The organism is Cellulomonas sp. 73-92, assembly GCF_001898175.1.
Classification (GTDB): domain Bacteria; phylum Actinomycetota; class Actinomycetes; order Actinomycetales; family Cellulomonadaceae; genus Cellulomonas.
The window spans coordinates 195,209-211,460 of sequence record NZ_MKTH01000008.1 but is presented as its reverse complement, the minus strand read 5'-3'; the positions used below and the strand labels follow the sequence as shown (position 1 = coordinate 211,460).

The window sequence follows — 16,252 nt, the reverse complement described above, 5'->3', positions numbered from 1 at the left end:
GCACCCGGACGTCGGCCCGCGCTGTGGGCGGACGGTGGTGAGATCTGGGCATGCCATTCCTCGCGCGGCCCACTCCTGCGCACCTGCGCGGGCCCGGGGCGGCCGTCGAGCTCGACCCGGGACAGCGGGCGGCCGTCGAGGCGGTGGCCGCGGGTGCGGACGGGGCGCTGCTGGTGCTGGGTGCGCCGGGCACGGGCAAGACGACGGTGGCGCTGGAGGCCGTGGTCGCGGCGGGGCTCGAGCCGCAGGATGTGCTGGTGCTGGCCGCGTCCCGCCGGCTGGCGGCCGACCTGCGCGAGCGGCTGGCCGCCCGCTGGCCGCACACGGCGGCACGGCCGCTGGTCCAGACGCCGGCGGCGGCCGCCTTCGCCGTGCTGCGGGCCCGGGCCGCCGCGCGGGGGGAACCCCCGCCGGTGCTGGTGTCGGGGCCCGAGCAGGACCAGGTGCTCGCCGAGCTGCTGGCGGGGCATGCCGCCGGTGAGGGCGTGCCGATCGCCTGGCCGGAGGCGATCCGCCCGGACGCGCTGACGCTGCGGGCGTTCCGCGACGAGCTGCGCGACCTGCTGATGCGCGCCGCCGAGCGTGGCCTGGCGCCCGACGAGCTGGCGCGGCTGGGCCGCGAGCGCGGGCGCGCCGAGTGGGTGGCGGCGGCCCGGCTCTACGAGGAGTACCTCGACGTCATGTGGCTGCGGACGGGCACGCCCGACGTGGGTGCGCGGCTGGACCCGGCTGTGGTGGTCGACGAGGCGGCCCGTGCCCTGCTGGCGTGGGACGACGAGGTGGAGCGCACGCCGCGCCCGCGCTGGCGGCTGGTGGTCGTGGACGACCACCAGGAGTCGACGGCGGCGACGGCGCGGCTGCTGCGCGTGCTGGCCGACGACGGTGCGCGGCTGCTGCTGCTGGCCGACCCGGACGCGGCGGTGCAGACGTTCCGCGGCGCCGACCCGGCGCTCGTGGGCCGGGCCGGCGCGCAGCACGGCACCGGCGCGTTCGGCGCGCGCGCCATGACGTTGCCGACCGTGTGGCGGCACGGGCCGGCGCTGCGGGGCGTGGTGCAGCGCGTGACCGATCGCGTCGGCACGGTGGCGGGTGCCGAGCACCGCCGGGTGGGGGTGGCCCCGGCGGACGGCGCCGAACCGCAGGTCGCGCTGCTGACGGGCACCGCGCAGGAGGCGGCGTTCGTCGCCCACGTGCTGCGCGAGGCCCACCTGGAGCGGGGGGTCGCCTGGGGCGACATGGCGGTGGTGGCGCGCTCGGGCGAGCGGGTGACCTCGCTGCGACGGGCGCTGGCGGTGGCCGGGGTGCCGGTGAGCGTGCTCGGCTCGCAGGTGCCGCTGCGCGAGGAGCCGGCGGTGCGGCCCCTGCTCGACGTGCTGGCCGTGGTGACGGGCCGCGTGGCGCTGGACGCGGCGGTCGCGGCCGGGCTCGCGCTGTCGCCGGTGGGCGGGCTCGACGCCGTGGGCCTGCGGCGGGTGCGGCGGGCGCTGCGGGCCGAGGAGATCGGCGCCGGCGGCGGGCGCGCCAGCGACGAGCTGCTGGTCGAGGCCCTGCAGGAGCCGGGGGTGCTCGTCGGGCTGCGGCCGGAGGTCGGCGCACCGGTGCGGCGGCTCGCGCGGGTGATCGCCGCCGGGCGCGCGGCCGCCGGGGAGCCCGGTGCCGACGCGCACGCGGTGCTGTGGGCGGTGTGGGACGCCGCCGGGCTGTCGGAGCCGTGGCGCCGTGCGGCGCTGGCCGGGGGGACCGCCGGGCAACGGGCGGACCGCGACCTCGACGCCGTGCTGGCGCTGTTCCGGGCGGCGGAGACGTTCGTCGAGCGCACCCCGGCGGCGCCGCCGGGGTCGTTCGTCGACTGGCTGCTGGCGCAGGACGTGCCGGCGGACACCCTGGCCGCCCGGGCGCGGCGCGAGTCCGTGCCGGTGCTCACCGCGGCCGGCGCGGCCGGCCGGGAGTGGGACCTCGTCGTCGTCGCGGGCGTGCAGGAGGGGTCGTGGCCGGACCTGCGGCTGCGCGACTCGCTGCTCGGGGCGCAGGCGCTCGTGGACCTGCTGGACGGCCGCGCGCCCGACGGCGGAGCGCCGGACGTCGCCGCGGCGCGGCAGGCGGTGCTGGCCGACGAGCTGCGGAGCTTCGCGGTCGCGTGCTCGCGGGCGCGCTCGCGGCTGGTGGTGACGGCGGTGGCCGACCTGGAGTCCGAGCCGTCGCCGTTCGTCGACCTCGTGGTGGCGCCTGCGGGAGGCGGCACGGGCGACGACGAGGCGGTCGACGCCCGGCTGGTGACGCAGCTGCCCGCGCCGCTCGACCTGCGCGGGCTCGTCGCACGGCTGCGGAGCCGGCTGGAGGGGACGGCGCGGGCCGGTGCGCCCGACGCGGCGGCGGCCCGCACGCTCGCCCGGCTCGCCGCCGCCGGGGTCGACGGCGCCGACCCGGCGCAGTGGCACGGGCTGGCGGCGCCCTCGACCGAGGAGCCGCTGTGGCCGGCGGACGTGCGCGTGCCGGTGTCGCCGTCGCGGATCGAGCTCGCGGCGACGTGCGCGCTGCGCTGGGCGCTGGAGGCGGCCGGCGGGACGCCGACCTCGACGCGCGAGCAGAGCCTGGGCACGCTGGTGCACGCCGTCGCGCAGGAGCACCCGACCGGGACGTACGACGAGCTGCTGACCGCGCTCGACGAGCGATGGGCGTCCCTCGGGCTGCACGGCGGCTGGCCCGAGGCGGCGACGCGCCGGAAGGCCGAGGCGATGGTGTGCCGCCTCGCGGCCTACCTGCGAGGCGCGGGCGCCCCGCTGCTGGTGGAGGCGGGCTTCACGGTGACGACCGCCCGGGCGGCCGTGACGGGCAAGGTCGACCGGGTCGAGGTCGCGCCGCCGGACGAGGACGGCCACGAGCGGGCGCGCGTCGTCGACCTCAAGACCGGCTCCCAGGTGACGGGGCCGAAGGCGGAGGCGAACCCGCAGCTCGCCGCCTACCAGCTGGCCGTCGACGCCGGGGCGTTCGAGGGGCTGGCCCCCGGCACGACGAGCGCCGGGGCGACCCTGCTGTACGTCGGCAACGGCGCCGCCCGGGACGGCAGCAGGAAGGAGCAGTCGGCGCTCGACGACGGCCGCACCGCCTGGGCGCACGAGCTGATCGACGGCGTCGCGGACTCGATGGCGGCCTCGACGTTCCGGGCGACGCGCAACGACGACTGCCGGCGGTGCCCGGTGCGCTCGTCGTGCCCGGTGCAGCCCGAGGGCCGGGCGGTGACGCGATGATCTCCGCGCTCCTCGTGGCCGACCTGCTGCGCCGTGACCGGCCGACACCGGAGCAGGTGGCCGTCATCGAGGCCGACCTGGCACCGGCGCTGGTGGTGGCGGGTGCCGGCTCCGGCAAGACCGAGACGATGGCCGGGCGCGTCGTCTGGCTGCTGGCCAACGGGCTCGTCGAGCCCGGCCAGGTGCTCGGGCTGACGTTCACCCGGAAGGCCGCGGGCGAGCTCGAGCTGCGGGTGCGGCGCCGGCTGCGGGCGCTGGTGCGGGCGGCGACGGAGCGGGGCATCGAGCTGCCGGGAGGGGCGGCCCTCGGGCTCGGCGGCGCGGACGACCCGCTGGCCCGGCTGGAGCGGCCGACGATCTCGACGTACAACGCCTACGCGGCCTCGCTCGTCGCCGACCACGCGCTGCGCCTCGGCCTGGAGCCCGGGACGCGCCTGCTCGCCGAGGCGGCGCGCTGGCAGCTGGCCGACGAGATCGTCGAGTCCTGGTCGGAGGACCTCGGCCTGGACAACGCGGTGACGACCGTCGTCGAGGCAGTGCTCGCGCTGTCGGGGCAGCTCGACGAGCACCTGCTGACCACCGCCGAGGCGCAGGCGGGCATCGCGGGGATCGTCGAGGCGCTGGAGACGACGCCCGCCCCGCGTCCGCGCGCCGACCTCACGAAGATCGCGGAGTCGCTGCGAGCCCGCGGGCGGCTGCTCGACGTGGTCGAGGCCTATCGGGCGCGCAAGCGCCGCGCCGACGCCATCGACTTCGGGGACCAGGTGGCCTTCGCGGCGAGGCTCGCGCTGGAGGTGCCCGAGGTGGGGGCCGCCGAGCGGGACCGGTTCCGGGTGGTGCTCCTCGACGAGTACCAGGACACGTCCTACGCGCAGCTGACACTGCTGCGGGCGCTCTTCGGCGACGGGCACGCGGTGACGGCGGTGGGCGACCCGCACCAGTCGATCTACGGCTGGCGGGGCGCGAGCGCCGGCGGCCTCGAGCGGTTCCCCGAGGACTTCGCGGCACCCGCCCCGGGCGGCGGGCTGGCTCCGGCACGCGTGCTCACGCTGGCCACGTCGTTCCGCAACGACCACCGCGTGCTGGCGGCCGCGAACCTCGTCGCCGGTCCGCTGCGGGCGCGCTCGGCGGCGCGGGGCGGGCTCGTCGACGTGCCGGAGCTGGCGGCGGGGCCGCTGGCGGAGGAGGGCACGGTCACCGCGCGCATGCTCGCCACGATGGGCGACGAGGCCGAGGCGATCGCCGACTTCGTCGTCGCGCACTGGCGCGGGCCGGGCGGGGCGGGCGTCGGCCCGCACGCCGCCGCGGACGGCGCACCCGTCAGCGCCGCGGTGCTCTGCCGCAAGCGGCGCCAGTTCGAGGCGATCCACGCGGCGCTGACCGCGCGCGGGCTGCCGGTGGAGGTCGTCGGGCTGGGTGGCCTGCTCGACACGCCCGAGGTGGTCGACCTGGTCGCGCTGCTGCGGGCCGCGCACGACCCGTCGCGGGGCGACGCGCTCATGCGGCTGCTCACCGGGGCGCGCTACCGCATCGGCGCCGCCGACCTGCACGCGCTCGTCGCGTGGGCGCGGCAGCTGGCCGGCCGCCGCACGGACGCGCCGGTGGCGCCGGACGCCGTCGACGAGCGGTCGATCGTCGACGCGGTCGACGACCTGCCGCCGGCCGGGTGGCGCGACAAGGACGGGCGGCGGCTGACCGCCGTGGGGCGGGCGCGCCTGGCCGACCTCGCCGAGGTGTTGCGTGCCGTGCGGCGGCACACCTACCTGCCGCTCGTCGAGCTCGTCGGCCACGCCGAGCGGCTGCTCGGGCTGGACCTGGAGCTGTTGGCGCGACCCGGCGCCGATCCCGCCCGCGCCCGCATCCACGTGGATGCGTTCACGCAGGTGGCCGACGACTTCGCCCGTGCGGCGGACGCGCCGACGCTCGGGGCGTTCCTCGCCTGGCTGGAGGCGGCCGACGAGGAGGAGGACGGCCTGGAGATGCCGGTCGTCGAGCCCGACCCCCACGCCGTCCAGCTCATGACGATCCACGCCGCCAAGGGGCTCGAGTGGGATGCCGTCGCGGTGGCGGGGCTGGTCGACGGGATCCTGCCGGCCGACCCGGCGAACAAGGAGGGCTACACGAGCAACGCGTGGCTCAACGACCTGTGCGCGCTGCCGTACCCGCTGCGCGGCGACCGACGGGACCTGCCCGTGCTCGAGTACCGGGGTGCGGCCGACATCAAGGAGCTCGACCGGCGGCGGACGGCCTTCCGCGCGGCGGCGGGGGAGCACGGCCTCGCCGAGGAGCGGCGCCTCGCCTACGTCGCGATCACCCGCGCCCGGCACCACGCGCTGCTCACGGCGCACTGGTGGGGCACCGGGTCCCGGGTGCGTGTGCCGTCACCGTTCCTGCTCGAGCTGGTCGACGGCGGCCTCCTGGGCACCGCCGGCTGGGCGCCCGCGCCCGAACCGGGGACGACGAACCCGTACGGCGAGGTGCAGCCGTCGGCGCCCTGGCCGGGCGACCCGCTGCCGCCCGAGCGGCGCCGGGCGCTGGAGCTCGCCGCCGAGGCGGTGCGTGCCGCGGGTGCTCAGGCGGGGAGCCGGGCCGCCGCGCCCGACGCCTGGGCCGCCCAGGCCGATCGGCTGCTGGCGGAGCGCTCCGCCGCGACCGCTCGCCCGGGACCGGTCGAGCTGCCGACCGCCCTGTCCGCGTCGGCGGTGGTGCGGCTGGACCGCGACCCCGAGGCGTTCGCCGCCGCGTTGCGCCGGCCCGTGCCGCAGCCGCCCTCGCCGCAGGCCCGGCTCGGCACCGCGTTCCACGCCTGGGTCGAGGGCTACTTCGGCGCGGCGTCCCTCGTCGATGTGGACGCCCTGCCGGGCGCCGACGACGACTCGCTGCCCGTCACGGCGGACCTCGAGCGCCTCCGCGAGTCGTTCCGCGCGACGCCCTGGGCGGACCGGCGCCCCGTCGCCGTGGAGCAGGAGGTCCGCACGTCGGTGGACGGGTACGTCGTGACGTCGCGCATCGACGCGGTGTTCGACGACGTCGAGCGTGCCGACGTGCCGGACGGCATCGTCGTCGTCGACTGGAAGACGGGGCGCCCGCCGGAGGACCCTGCCGAGCGAGCCGCGCGCGAGCTTCAGCTCGCCGTGTACCGGCTGGCGTGGTCCCGCTGGAAGGGGATCCCGCTGGAGCGGGTGCGCGCGGCGTTCTGCTACGTCGCGACCGGGACCACGGTCTACCCGCAGCACCTGCTCGACGAGGAGGGGATCACCGCGCTGCTGCGCAGCGTGACCGGCGACCGGTGAGGCCGGAGATGGACGCCGAGGCTGCGGACCGCGGCGCGGTCGTCAGCTGACGGACTCGAGCTCGGTCGTCTGCTCGTCGAGGTCGAGGAGCATGGCGAACGCGTCGTCGACCACGTCCTGCTGCCCCGAGCGGACGCCGTAGAGGAGCCAGCGGGCGAGCGCCAGCTCGCCGGCCAGCAGCGCGCGGTCGGTGAGGAACGGGTCCGTGAGCTCGGTGCGTCGCAGCAGATAGGCCTCGAGGATCGACTCGACGGCGTCCGGCGGCGCGGCGACGAGCAGCCAGGCGAGGTCGTCGGCCGGGTCGGCGACCATGGCGTCGCCCCAGTCGAGGATGCCGCTGACGTCGCCGTCGTGGACGAGCACGTGCGATGCCGTCAGGTCGCCGTGCACGACCGTCGGCTGGAACCGCCACAGCCGTACGTCCTCGAGCTTCTTCTCCCAGCGGCGCAGCAGCCCGTTCGGCACCTTGCCGGTCTTGGCTGCCTCGTCGACCTCGGCCTGGCGCCGCTGCCGGTACGTCGGGGCGTCGTAGACCGGCCGGCCGGCGTTCTCGACGATCGACGTCGGCAGCTGGTGAAGCGCGCCCAGCGCCCGCCCCAGCCCGGCGGACAGACCCGGCCCGGCGGTGAGCTCCTCGAGCCGCAGCGGCCGCCCCGGCACCAACCGGTGCACCACGGCGCGGCCGCCCTCGTCGAGGTGGGCGAAGCCGGCGGGTCGCGGCACCTCGAACGGGAGCGTGCCGGCGTCGACCTGTGCGGCGAGCGCGCCGAGCAGCACGACCTCCGCCTCCAGGGCCGCTCCCGCGGCGGCGTCGGCGGGCGCTCGGACCACCCAGTGCCGCTGCTCGGCGTCGGTCACGAGCGCGACGTCGTACTCCGACCCGCCCTCCAGCGGCCGCCGGACGTCGTACGCGTCGAGGCCGGGGACGGCGACGGTCGCGAGGGCGGCGAGCGCGAGCGGGGAGCGAGGCACGTCGCCAGGGTAGGTCGGCGGCCGACGAGGGCGGGGGCCCCCGCCCGGCGTGTCCGGCATCCGCGCCCGCCCGAGCCGCGGTACGGCCGCCGCGTAGCGTGGCGCCGTGGACTTCCCCGCGGCCATGCCCCTCGCCCGAGCCCTCCTCGACCGCGCCGCCGACTTGCGCGCCGACCCCGACGTGCTCGCCCGCGCGCGCCTGGACCCTGCCACGCTCGTGCTCGTCGTCGGCGGCGGCCAGGTCGTCGTGGGGGAGTCCGGCGCCGCCGCGCTCCTCGACCCCGCGACCGCGGCCCGGGTCGCCGGGGACGACGGGCGGCCCGTCCCGAGCGGGGACGGCCCCCAGGGCGACGGGAACGACGAGCCCGGGCCCCCGACGCCCGGCGACGAGTCCTGGCTGCTGCTCGGGCGCGACGGGGACGACGCGTCGGCGCCGCTGATCCTGGCCCGGCGCGTGACTCGTGGCCGCGGCGCGCCGCGGATCGGTCAGTCGTCCGACGTGCTCGTGCACGGACCCGTGCCCGAGCCGGTGACGGCGGACCTCGTCGGGGCGGGCGTGGGTGCCCGGGGCCTCGCCGAACCCGACGGCGACGGTGCGAACCGCCGGCCCGTCGGAGCTCGTGAGGGTGATGGGGACCTCACGGGGCGCGGGAGCGACCGGGATGCGGGCGAGCGGGCCGGCCACCAGCGCGCGGTGCCCGTGCCCGCGCCGGGGCTGCGGTGGGCCGCCCTGCGGGAGGCGGGTGCCGACCTCCCGGCCCGCGATGCGGGCCTGGCCACCATGGCGGTCGCTCTCGACGAGTGGCACACCCGCCACCCCCGCTGCCCGCGTTGCGGTGCGCCGACGGTGCCGGCGCAGGCCGGCTGGATCCGGGTGTGCACGGTCGACGGCTCGGAGCACTACCCGCGGACGGACCCGGCGATCATCGTCGCGGTGGTGGACGACGACGACCGGATCCTGCTCGGCCACAACGCGGCGTGGCCGCCCGGCCGGTTCTCCACCCTGGCGGGCTTCGTGGAGGCGGGGGAGTCGGCCGAGCACGCGGTGGCGCGCGAGGTGGCGGAGGAGACGGCGGTCGTCGTCGACCGCGTCGTCTACCGCGGCAGCCAGCCGTGGCCCTTCCCGGCCTCGCTCATGCTGGCGTTCCGCGGGCACGCCGCCACCACCGAGGTGCACGCGGACGGCGCCGAGGTGACGCTGGCCCGCTGGTTCACGCGCGACGAGCTCGCGGCGGCGACGGCCACCGGCGAGGTGCTGCTGCCGATGCGCACGTCGGTGGCCTACGCCCTGATCACGGACTGGTTCGGGGCGCCGCTGCCGACGCGCTGGTGACGGACGGTCCGGGGCGCGTGGCGGGGCCGGTGCCGTTCCGGCGGCCGACGAAAGCGGGCCGGCGGCCCCTAGGCTCGAGCGCGTGACGCGCGTCGAGATCGAGACGCCTGAGGGGCCGGCCTGGGCCGACGTCGACCGGCCCGGCGGCGACGCGGTCGGGGTGTTCTTCGTGGGTCACGGTGCCGGCGGCGGGGTCGACCACGTCGACATCCGTGCCGCCTGCGACGGCGCGCTCGCGGCCGGCTACGTCGCCGTGCGCGTCACCCAGCCGTACCGCGTGGCCGGGCGACGTGTGCCACCCGCCGCCCCGCGGCTTGACGAGGCGTGGCTCACCGTGACGTCCGCGGTGCTGGACCAGGTGGGCCCGTTGCCGGCCGTCCACGGCGGCCGCTCCAGCGGCGCGCGGGTGGCGTGCCGCACGGCCGCCTCGACGGGGGCGGTGGCCGTGGTCGCGCTCGCGTTCCCGCTGCACCCGCCGGGCAGGCCGGACCGCAGCCGGCTCGCCGAGCTGGACACGCCAACCGTCCCGGTGCTGGTGGTGCAGGGCGATCGCGACGCCTTCGGGATGCCGCCGCCTGGCCCGCGACGCGAGGTCGTCGTCATCCCGGGCGACACGCACTCGCTCACGAAGGACCCGGACGCCGTGGGCGCCGCGGTCCACGCGTTCCTCGCGTTCCTCGCCGGCCGCGTGCCGGGCGCGCGTTAGCCGGCCGAGCGCGGGCCACGCGCCGCGACCGAGATCAGCCGGCAAGGCGCGCCTGCACCTCGGCCAGCGACGGGTTGGTGGCCGACGAGCCGTCGGGGAACACCAGCGTGGGCACGGTCCGGTTGCCGTCGTTGACGGACTCGACGAACGCCGCGGCGTCCGGCACCTGCTCGACGTCGACCTCGTCGTACGCGATGCCGGCGGCGTCGAGCTGCGACTTCAGGCGGCGGCAGTAGCCGCACCACGTGGTGGTGTACATGGTCAGCGTCGCGTCGCTCATCGTTCCTCGGTCGGTCGAAGGCTCGGTCGTCGGCCGACAACGTACGCCGCCGCGCCGGCATTCCTGGCCGTCCACCGGCCCGGCGGGCGGGTCCCGGCTGTCGGCGGCGGCTGGAAGGATGGCGGGCGATGTCCGCCGATGCCCTCCTGGACGCGCTCGACCCCGAGCAGCGCGCCGTCGCCACTGCCCTGACCGGGCCGGTCTGCGTGCTCGCCGGCGCCGGGACGGGCAAGACGAGGGCGATCACCCACCGCATCGCGTACGGCGTGCGCACGGGCGTCTACAAGCCGGCGAGCGTGCTGGCGGTGACGTTCACGGCGCGGGCGGCGGGGGAGATGCGCGTCCGGCTGCGCGGCCTGGGCGTCGGGGGCGTGCAGGCCCGCACGTTCCACGCCGCGGCGCTGCGCCAGCTCGGCTTCTTCTGGCCCAAGGTCGTCGGCGGCGCCCCGCCGCGGCTGCTGGAGAAGAAGGCCCCGCTCGTCGCCGAGGCCGCCCGGCGGGTGGGGCTCGACGTCGACCGCATCGCGGTCCGCGACCTCGCCAGCGAGGTGGAGTGGGCGAAGGTCAGCCTCGTGCCCGCCGACGACTACGTGGCGGCGGTCGGCGCGGCGGCCCGGCCGACGCCCGGCGGGTTCGCCGCGCAGGAGGTCGCCCGGCTCATGACGTCCTACGAGGACGTGAAGAACGAGCGCGGCGTCATCGACTTCGAGGACGTGCTGCTGCTGACCGCGGCGATGATCGCGCAGCGCCGCGACGTGGCCGACGTGGTGCGCGGGCAGTACCGCCACTTCGTCGTCGACGAGTACCAGGACGTCAGCCCGCTCCAGCAGTACCTGCTCGACCAGTGGCTCGGCGGCCGGCACGAGCTGTGCGTCGTCGGCGACCCGAGCCAGACCATCTACTCGTTCACCGGCGCGAGCCCCGAGCACCTGCTGGGGTTCGGCCGCACGCACCCCGGCGCCGCGCAGATCCGGCTGGTGCGCGACTACCGCTCGACACCGCAGGTGGTCACCCTCGCCAACCGGCTGCTGGTCTCGGGCCGCAAGCGGGGTGAGCCGAGCCCGCTCCAGCTCGTCGCGCAGCGCCCGGACGGCCCGCCCGTGCGCTGGACCGCGTACGACGACGACGAGGCCGAGGCCGCGGGGATCGCGGCGCGCATCGCGCGGCTGGTCGCCGACGGGACGCGGCCGAGCCAGATCGCGGTGCTCTACCGCACCAACGTCCAGGGGGAGGCCTTCGAGGAGGCGCTCGCCACGGCGGGCGTCGGCTACCAGGTGCGCGGCGGGGAGCGATTCTTCGCGCGGCGCGACGTCCGCGACGCGATCGTCCTGCTGCGCGGCGCGGTCCGCTCCGCCGACCCGTCCGTGAGCATGCCGGAGAACGCCCGCGACGTGCTGCGCACCGTCGGCTGGTCGGAGCAGCCCCCGGCGCCCCGCGGCGCCGCGCGCGAGCGGTGGGACGCGATGCAGGCGCTGGCCACGCTGGCCGACGACCTGGCGGCGGCGGGCGCGACCGGCCTGGCCGAGCTCGTGGCGGAGCTCGACGAGCGCGCGTCGGCGCAGCACGCCCCGGTCGTCGAGGGCGTGACGCTGGCCTCGCTGCACGCCGCCAAGGGGTTGGAGTGGGACGTCGTGTTCCTCGCCGGCCTCTCGGAGGGGCTGCTGCCGATCTCCCTGGCCGAGACCCCCGCCGCGCTCGAGGAGGAGCGCCGGCTGCTGTACGTCGGCGTGACGCGGGCGCGCGAGCGGCTGGAGATGTCGTTCGCCCGGGCGCGCACACCGGGGTCGCGCGGCACCCGCAAGGCGTCGCGGTTCCTCGACGGGCTGTGGCCGTCGGGCGGCACGGCACGCGCGGGCGGCGCCGAGCCGCCGGCCGCCGCCGACCCGGCGCTGCTGGCCCGCCTGCGCGAGTGGCGCACCGACGAGGCCCGCCGGCTCGACCGTCCCGCCTACACGGTGCTCGCCGACCGCGCCCTGGAGGACGTCGCGACGCTGCGCCCGGCGACGATCGCGGAGCTGGCCCGGGTCCGCGGGATCGGCCCCGTGAAGCTCGACGCCTACGGGCAGGCGCTGCTGGGGCTCGTCGCACGCCGCTGACCGGCGCCGGCGAAACTGCCACGAACTCGTGCCGATAATCCGTTGCCGCGGCGGGGAAGTCCCCCTACGGTGGACGAGGTTTGAGCACCGGGCTGTGCCGAAGAGGCACGGGTCCACGAACGAGAGGGGGTGCAGACCGACGTGACGACGATCCTCATGACCCGCACGGGCGCTTCTGCGTGCCTCCTCGCGGGCACCGGCACCCCGTTCCAGGGGCGTGCTGTGTCCGCCAACCGCCGCCGTGCCCAGCTCCAGGGGCGTACTGCGCCCGTCGTGGGCTTCCTCACGTCGGCCGGCACCGGCGTCGCCCTCGACGACCTCGACCCGATCCCTCGCGGGACCTCGTGATCTGACGACGAACATCGTCTCAGGCCGTGGATCCCGCACCGGGTCCGCGGCCTTCCTGTTTCTCCGGGAGAACCCGGTGAGCTGGGGCCGCGGACCCAGACCAGCTCACCAGCAAGGACTCCAGGAGGAATCGTGCAGCTCACGACGCTGCTCGACACCGTGTACCAGGGCGTCTCCACCACGGGCGCCGACGACTTCGACCGACTGGTCGCCGACCTCATCCCGTGCCGGACGCACGACCCCGAGCTGTGGTTCGCCGAGCACACCGCCCAGGTCGAGCAGGCCAAGGCGCTCTGCCGCACCTGCCCGCTGCTGGAGGGCTGCCTGGCCGGCGCGATCGAGCGCGAGGAGCCGTGGGGCGTCTGGGGTGGCGAGGTGTTCGTCGGCGGTCAGGTGGTCGCGACGAAGCGTGGCCGTGGCCGCCCACGCAAGGACACGGTGTACCCGGCCGCCTGAGCCGGACGACGAGGGCCCCGCACCACGACCGGTGCGGGGCCCTCGCGCGTCTCACGGCTCGTCGGGCAGCCGGGTGCAGCCGCAGCGCGGGTGGGGCTGCCACACCCGTTCCCGTGGGACCGCGTCCGGCAGCGCGACCTCCCACGTCAGCCCCGGGGCGATCGGCCGGCCGTCGACCGTGGCCAGCAGGCTCGCCACGGCCAGCCCGGCCGCGACCGATGCGACCGGACCGGGTTCCACGGCGTCCGTGCCGACGAGCTGGGACAGGACCAGCGGCCATGCGGGGTCGAGGTCGGCGCGATGCAGGTCCAGGCAGCGCAGGCACGCGCCCGCACCGGGCACGACGAGCGGCCCGACGACGGTGTCCCCCTCGCGCACCACGACCGACAGGTGCGTGACGTCGAGCGACAGGAGCCGCTCGGGGCGGGCCGGGTCGGCCGCGGCGCCCTCGACGACGACGAGGACGTCGGGCGTCGCGGGGCCGTCGACGTCGACGGTGGGGGCCACGTCCCGCAGCAGCCGGGTGGCGGCCCGCTCGCGGGGCTGCCCGACGTCGCTCCACCGGTAGCCGGTCGCGCCCACGTCGGCCGTGCGCACGGGTCGTTCGTCGTCCAGGAGGACGGTGCCGACGCCCGCGGCCGCGAGCCCTGCCGCGATGCCGAGGCCGGTGGGCCCGAGGCCGACGACGCCGACGCACGAGGCGCCGCGCCGGCGCGTGCGCGCCACCGGGTCGTCCTCCGGCCGCAGCAGCCCGAGCACGAGGGAATCCGGCGGGCCGTCGGGGATGTCGTCCGGCACCGCGAGGCCGGCGAGCGCGAGCTCGTCGACCAGGCCGCCCAGCCGCGGCCCGTCGAGCCCGGCACGCCGCGTGACCAGGGCCTCGACCTCGTCGGGAGCCAGGTTCGTCAGGCGCACGGCCCAGCGCGGGTCCGTGCCGACCTGCACCTCGTCGGCGCCGCGGCGCAGCACGGGCAGCCCCGTCCGCAGCCTCACGCCGGTCCCTCGCACCGGTGCAGAGTGCCAGCGCCGCCGGCCGCGCACGCTTCGTCGTCCACAGACACGCGAGGGGCCCCGCCACCATGGCGGAGCCCCTCGCGGACGGACCGGTTCAGGCCTTGCCGAGGATCCGGTTGAGCTTGGTGCCGCAGACCGGGCAGACGGCCTTGGCCATCTTGCGCCCGGACTCCGAGACGACAACCTCGCCCGTCGCCTCCCGCTTCTCCTTGCACTTCACGCAGTAGAACTCACCCGCGTAGGTCTCGGCCATCAGGTCCCTCCTCGAAGTGGTGCGTCGGCGCGCGCGAGGCGCCCGATGCGGAACGGGCCGGCGCCGTGTGCGGCGGGCCCAGGGGCACACAGTACAGACCGGGCACCCCGCGCAGGCCCGGACCAGGGTGGGAGCCGGAGGGTTCGACCATTCGGCGGAGGGCGTGCCGGCTGTGGAGGGAGGCGGGCGGTGTCGCCGCGCGGGGTTACGGTGCGGTCTGTGCCGACACCGGACGCCGTCGAGGTCCGCCGCTCCCGCCGCCGCACCCGCACCGTGACCGCGTGGCGCGAGGGCGGCGTCACGGTCGTGTCGATCCCGGCCCGGTTCACGCGGGCGCAGGAGCGCGAGTGGGTCGACCGGATGCTCGGCCGCCTCGCAGTGCAGGACGAGCGGCGCCGGCCCTCCGACGCGGCCCTGCTGCGGCGCGCGACGGAGCTCTCGCGGGAGTACCTGGAGGGGCGCGCGGTGCCGGCGTCGGTGTCGTGGTCGAGCCGGCAGGGCAAGCGCTGGGGCTCGTGCACCACGGTGGACCGCACCATCCGCATCTCCGACCGGCTGCAGGGCATGCCGCGCTGGGTGCTCGACTACGTGCTGATGCACGAGCTGGCGCACCTGCTGCGCCCCGGCCATGACGGGTCGTTCTGGGCGCTCGTGGACCGCTACCCGCACACCGCGCGCGCCCGCGGCTTCCTCGACGGGTACGCCTACGCCCGGGGGCACGGCGAGGCCGGGCCGGACGACGACGGCGCGTGGGATGTCGACGAGGACGCCATGCCGGTGCCCGACGAGGCCACGGACGGCGTCCTGTTCGACATGGGGACGGCTCGACGTCCGTCCCTCGGCGGCCGCCGCGCCTGACCGGACGCCGGGGGCTACGCGGAAGGCGCGCCGGGCTCGTCGTGGCCGAGGATCTCCGCGATCGCGGCGTCCAGCGCCGCCGACTCGGCGTCGGCCTCACGCTGCCGGGCGGCGTAGCCGGCGGGGTCGTCGAGGTCCGCCGCCGTCGGCATGAGGTCCGGGTGCTGCCACACGGCGTCCCGGCCGGACTGGCCGCGCTCGGCGGCGATGGCAGCCCACAGCGCCGCGGCGTCGCGCAGCCGGCGGGGCCGCAGCTGCAGCCCGACGAGCGTCGCGAGGGTCTGCTCCGCCGGGCCGCCGGCGGCCCGCCGCCGCCGCAGCATCTCCCGCAGCGCCACGGCGTGCGGCAGGTGGGCGAGGGCGGCGGCCGCGCTGACCTCGTCGACCCAGCCCTCGACGAGGGCCAGCGACGTCTCCAGGCGGTCGAGCGCGGCCTGCTGGCCGGGCGTCGTCTGCGGGCCGAACACGCCGCCGGACAACGCCGCCTGCAGGGCGGCGGGATCGGTCGGGTCGACGGAGCGGACGGCCTCCTCGAGCTGCTCGGTGTCGATGGTGATGCCGCGGGCGTACGCCTCCACGGCCCCGAGCAGGTGCGCGCGCAGCCACGGCACGTGGGTCATCAGCCGTGTCGCCGCGGCCTCGCGCAGCGCGAGGAAGAGCCGGAGCTCCTCGTCGGGCACCTCGAGGCCCTCGCCGAACGCGGCGACGTTGCCCGGCAGCAGCACGGGCACCGGGGTGGCGAGCAGCGACAGCCCGACGTCGGTCGCGCCGAACACCTCGCGGGCGAGCGTGCCGACGGCCTGGCCGACCTGGAGCCCGAACACCGTCTGGCCCAGCCGGTGGACCATGTCGGTGACGTCGAGCCCGAACCCCTCGCCGCCCATCTCCTCGCGGACGGTCGTCCCGAGCGCGCCGGCGAGGGCCGCCGCGAGCGACGTCGCGATCGGCTCGGTGAGCGTGCGCCAGGTCGGCAGCGTCGCCTCGACCCACTCCGCGCGGCTCCACGCCCGCCCGGCCGCGCCGGAGGGCGCGACGTCGGTGACGGCGTCGAGCCACAGCTCGGCGACGGAGAACGCGTCGGCGACCGTGCGACGGTCGATCGCGCCCACCGAGGGGTCCCCGCCGGCGCTCGCCTGCTGGCGCGCCAGCTCCTGGGCCATCTCCCAGTTGACGCCGCCCTCGCCGCCGGCGGCGACCAGGCGCTGCACCTGCGCCGCCATCTGGCGCAGGGACTCGGGGTCGGTCGGCATGCCCGGGATCGCCGGCAGCTGCGACGGGTCGAACCCGCCCTCCTTCAGCTGCTGGATCACCTCGTCGGCCGCGGGGCCCAGCATCGAGCGCAGCAGCTGCTCCCAGCCGGCGGATGCGGGGTCGAAGGGCGATTCGGCGCTCATG

At 77.3% G+C, this 16,252-nt stretch carries 13 protein-coding genes; 8 read left to right on the top strand and 5 right to left on the bottom strand.

Going from position 1 to position 16,252, the window contains the following annotated elements:
• Positions 1–50 precede the first annotated feature (50 nt).
• Positions 51–3,248, top strand: a complete 3,198-nt coding sequence (locus BGO37_RS04440; protein WP_291752656.1) for an ATP-dependent DNA helicase — start codon at positions 51–53, stop codon at positions 3,246–3,248.
• Positions 3,245–6,541, top strand: a complete 3,297-nt coding sequence (locus tag BGO37_RS04435) for an ATP-dependent DNA helicase (RefSeq protein ID WP_291752654.1) — start codon at positions 3,245–3,247, stop codon at positions 6,539–6,541. The genes BGO37_RS04440 and BGO37_RS04435 overlap by 4 nt, the downstream gene beginning before the upstream one ends.
• Positions 6,542–6,583: 42 nt before the next feature.
• Here BGO37_RS04435 and BGO37_RS04430 read toward each other — a convergent pair whose 3' ends face one another.
• Positions 6,584–7,513: a phosphotransferase gene (locus BGO37_RS04430; protein WP_291752652.1), complete on the bottom strand. Its 930-nt coding sequence runs from the start codon at positions 7,511–7,513 to the stop codon at positions 6,584–6,586.
• 106 nt (positions 7,514–7,619) lie between these two features.
• On the opposite strand from BGO37_RS04430, the gene nudC reads away from it, so the two are divergent.
• Together nudC and BGO37_RS04420 are read left to right on the top strand one after the other, a co-directional pair.
• Positions 7,620–8,846: an NAD(+) diphosphatase gene (gene nudC, locus BGO37_RS04425; RefSeq protein ID WP_291752651.1), complete on the top strand. Its 1,227-nt coding sequence runs from the start codon at positions 7,620–7,622 to the stop codon at positions 8,844–8,846.
• Positions 8,847–8,928: 82 nt separating this feature from the next.
• On the top strand, positions 8,929–9,552 hold the full coding sequence (locus tag BGO37_RS04420) for an alpha/beta family hydrolase (RefSeq protein WP_291752649.1): 624 nt from the start codon (positions 8,929–8,931) through the stop codon (positions 9,550–9,552).
• A gap of 34 nt (positions 9,553–9,586) precedes the next feature.
• On the opposite strand, the gene BGO37_RS04415 is transcribed toward BGO37_RS04420, so the two are convergent.
• A complete protein-coding gene (locus BGO37_RS04415) occupies positions 9,587–9,832 on the bottom strand; it encodes a mycoredoxin (protein ID WP_291752648.1) in 246 nt (81 codons plus the stop codon).
• Positions 9,833–9,960: 128 nt separating this feature from the next.
• Here BGO37_RS04415 and BGO37_RS04410 point away from each other — a divergent pair, with 128 nt between their 5' ends.
• The 3 genes from BGO37_RS04410 to BGO37_RS04400 all read left to right on the top strand — a co-directional run bounded on the left by BGO37_RS04410 (position 9,961) and on the right by BGO37_RS04400 (position 12,732).
• Entirely contained in the window at positions 9,961–11,928 is a 1,968-nt protein-coding gene (locus tag BGO37_RS04410; protein ID WP_291752646.1) for an ATP-dependent helicase, read from the top strand.
• Between the two features lie 129 nt (positions 11,929–12,057).
• A complete protein-coding gene (locus BGO37_RS04405; protein WP_291752644.1) occupies positions 12,058–12,276 on the top strand; it encodes a hypothetical protein in 219 nt (72 codons plus the stop codon).
• A gap of 159 nt (positions 12,277–12,435) precedes the next feature.
• On the top strand, positions 12,436–12,732 hold the full coding sequence (locus BGO37_RS04400; protein WP_367188085.1) for a WhiB family transcriptional regulator: 297 nt from the start codon (positions 12,436–12,438) through the stop codon (positions 12,730–12,732).
• Between the two features lie 51 nt (positions 12,733–12,783).
• Here the strand turns inward: BGO37_RS04400 and BGO37_RS04395 are convergent, their stop codons facing one another.
• Positions 12,784–13,725, bottom strand: a complete 942-nt coding sequence (locus BGO37_RS04395) for a thiamine biosynthesis protein ThiF (RefSeq protein WP_291752640.1) — start codon at positions 13,723–13,725, stop codon at positions 12,784–12,786.
• 115 nt (positions 13,726–13,840) lie between these two features.
• A complete protein-coding gene (locus tag BGO37_RS04390) occupies positions 13,841–13,999 on the bottom strand; it encodes a DUF5679 domain-containing protein (protein ID WP_291752638.1) in 159 nt (52 codons plus the stop codon).
• A 219-nt stretch (positions 14,000–14,218) separates the two neighbouring features.
• Between BGO37_RS04390 and BGO37_RS04385 the strand changes: the two genes are divergently transcribed.
• A complete protein-coding gene (locus tag BGO37_RS04385) occupies positions 14,219–14,857 on the top strand; it encodes a M48 family metallopeptidase (protein WP_291752636.1) in 639 nt (212 codons plus the stop codon).
• Positions 14,858–14,871: 14 nt separating this feature from the next.
• Here the strand turns inward: BGO37_RS04385 and BGO37_RS04380 are convergent, their stop codons facing one another.
• Positions 14,872–16,251 (bottom strand): zinc-dependent metalloprotease, encoded by a 1,380-nt coding sequence (locus BGO37_RS04380; RefSeq protein ID WP_291752634.1) that lies wholly within the window; start codon positions 16,249–16,251, stop codon positions 14,872–14,874.
• Position 16,252 lies beyond the last annotated feature (1 nt).

Coding starts and splice junctions, on each gene's coding strand:
- BGO37_RS04440 (WP_291752656.1), top strand. CDS start 51: ATGCCATTCCTCGCGCGGCCCACTCCTGCGCACCTGCGCGGGCCCGGG.
- BGO37_RS04435 (WP_291752654.1), top strand. CDS start 3,245: ATGATCTCCGCGCTCCTCGTGGCCGACCTGCTGCGCCGTGACCGGCCG.
- BGO37_RS04415 (WP_291752648.1), bottom strand. CDS start 9,832: ATGAGCGACGCGACGCTGACCATGTACACCACCACGTGGTGCGGCTAC.
- BGO37_RS04410 (WP_291752646.1), top strand. CDS start 9,961: ATGTCCGCCGATGCCCTCCTGGACGCGCTCGACCCCGAGCAGCGCGCC.
- BGO37_RS04390 (WP_291752638.1), bottom strand. CDS start 13,999: ATGGCCGAGACCTACGCGGGTGAGTTCTACTGCGTGAAGTGCAAGGAG.
- BGO37_RS04380 (WP_291752634.1), bottom strand. CDS start 16,251: ATGAGCGCCGAATCGCCCTTCGACCCCGCATCCGCCGGCTGGGAGCAG.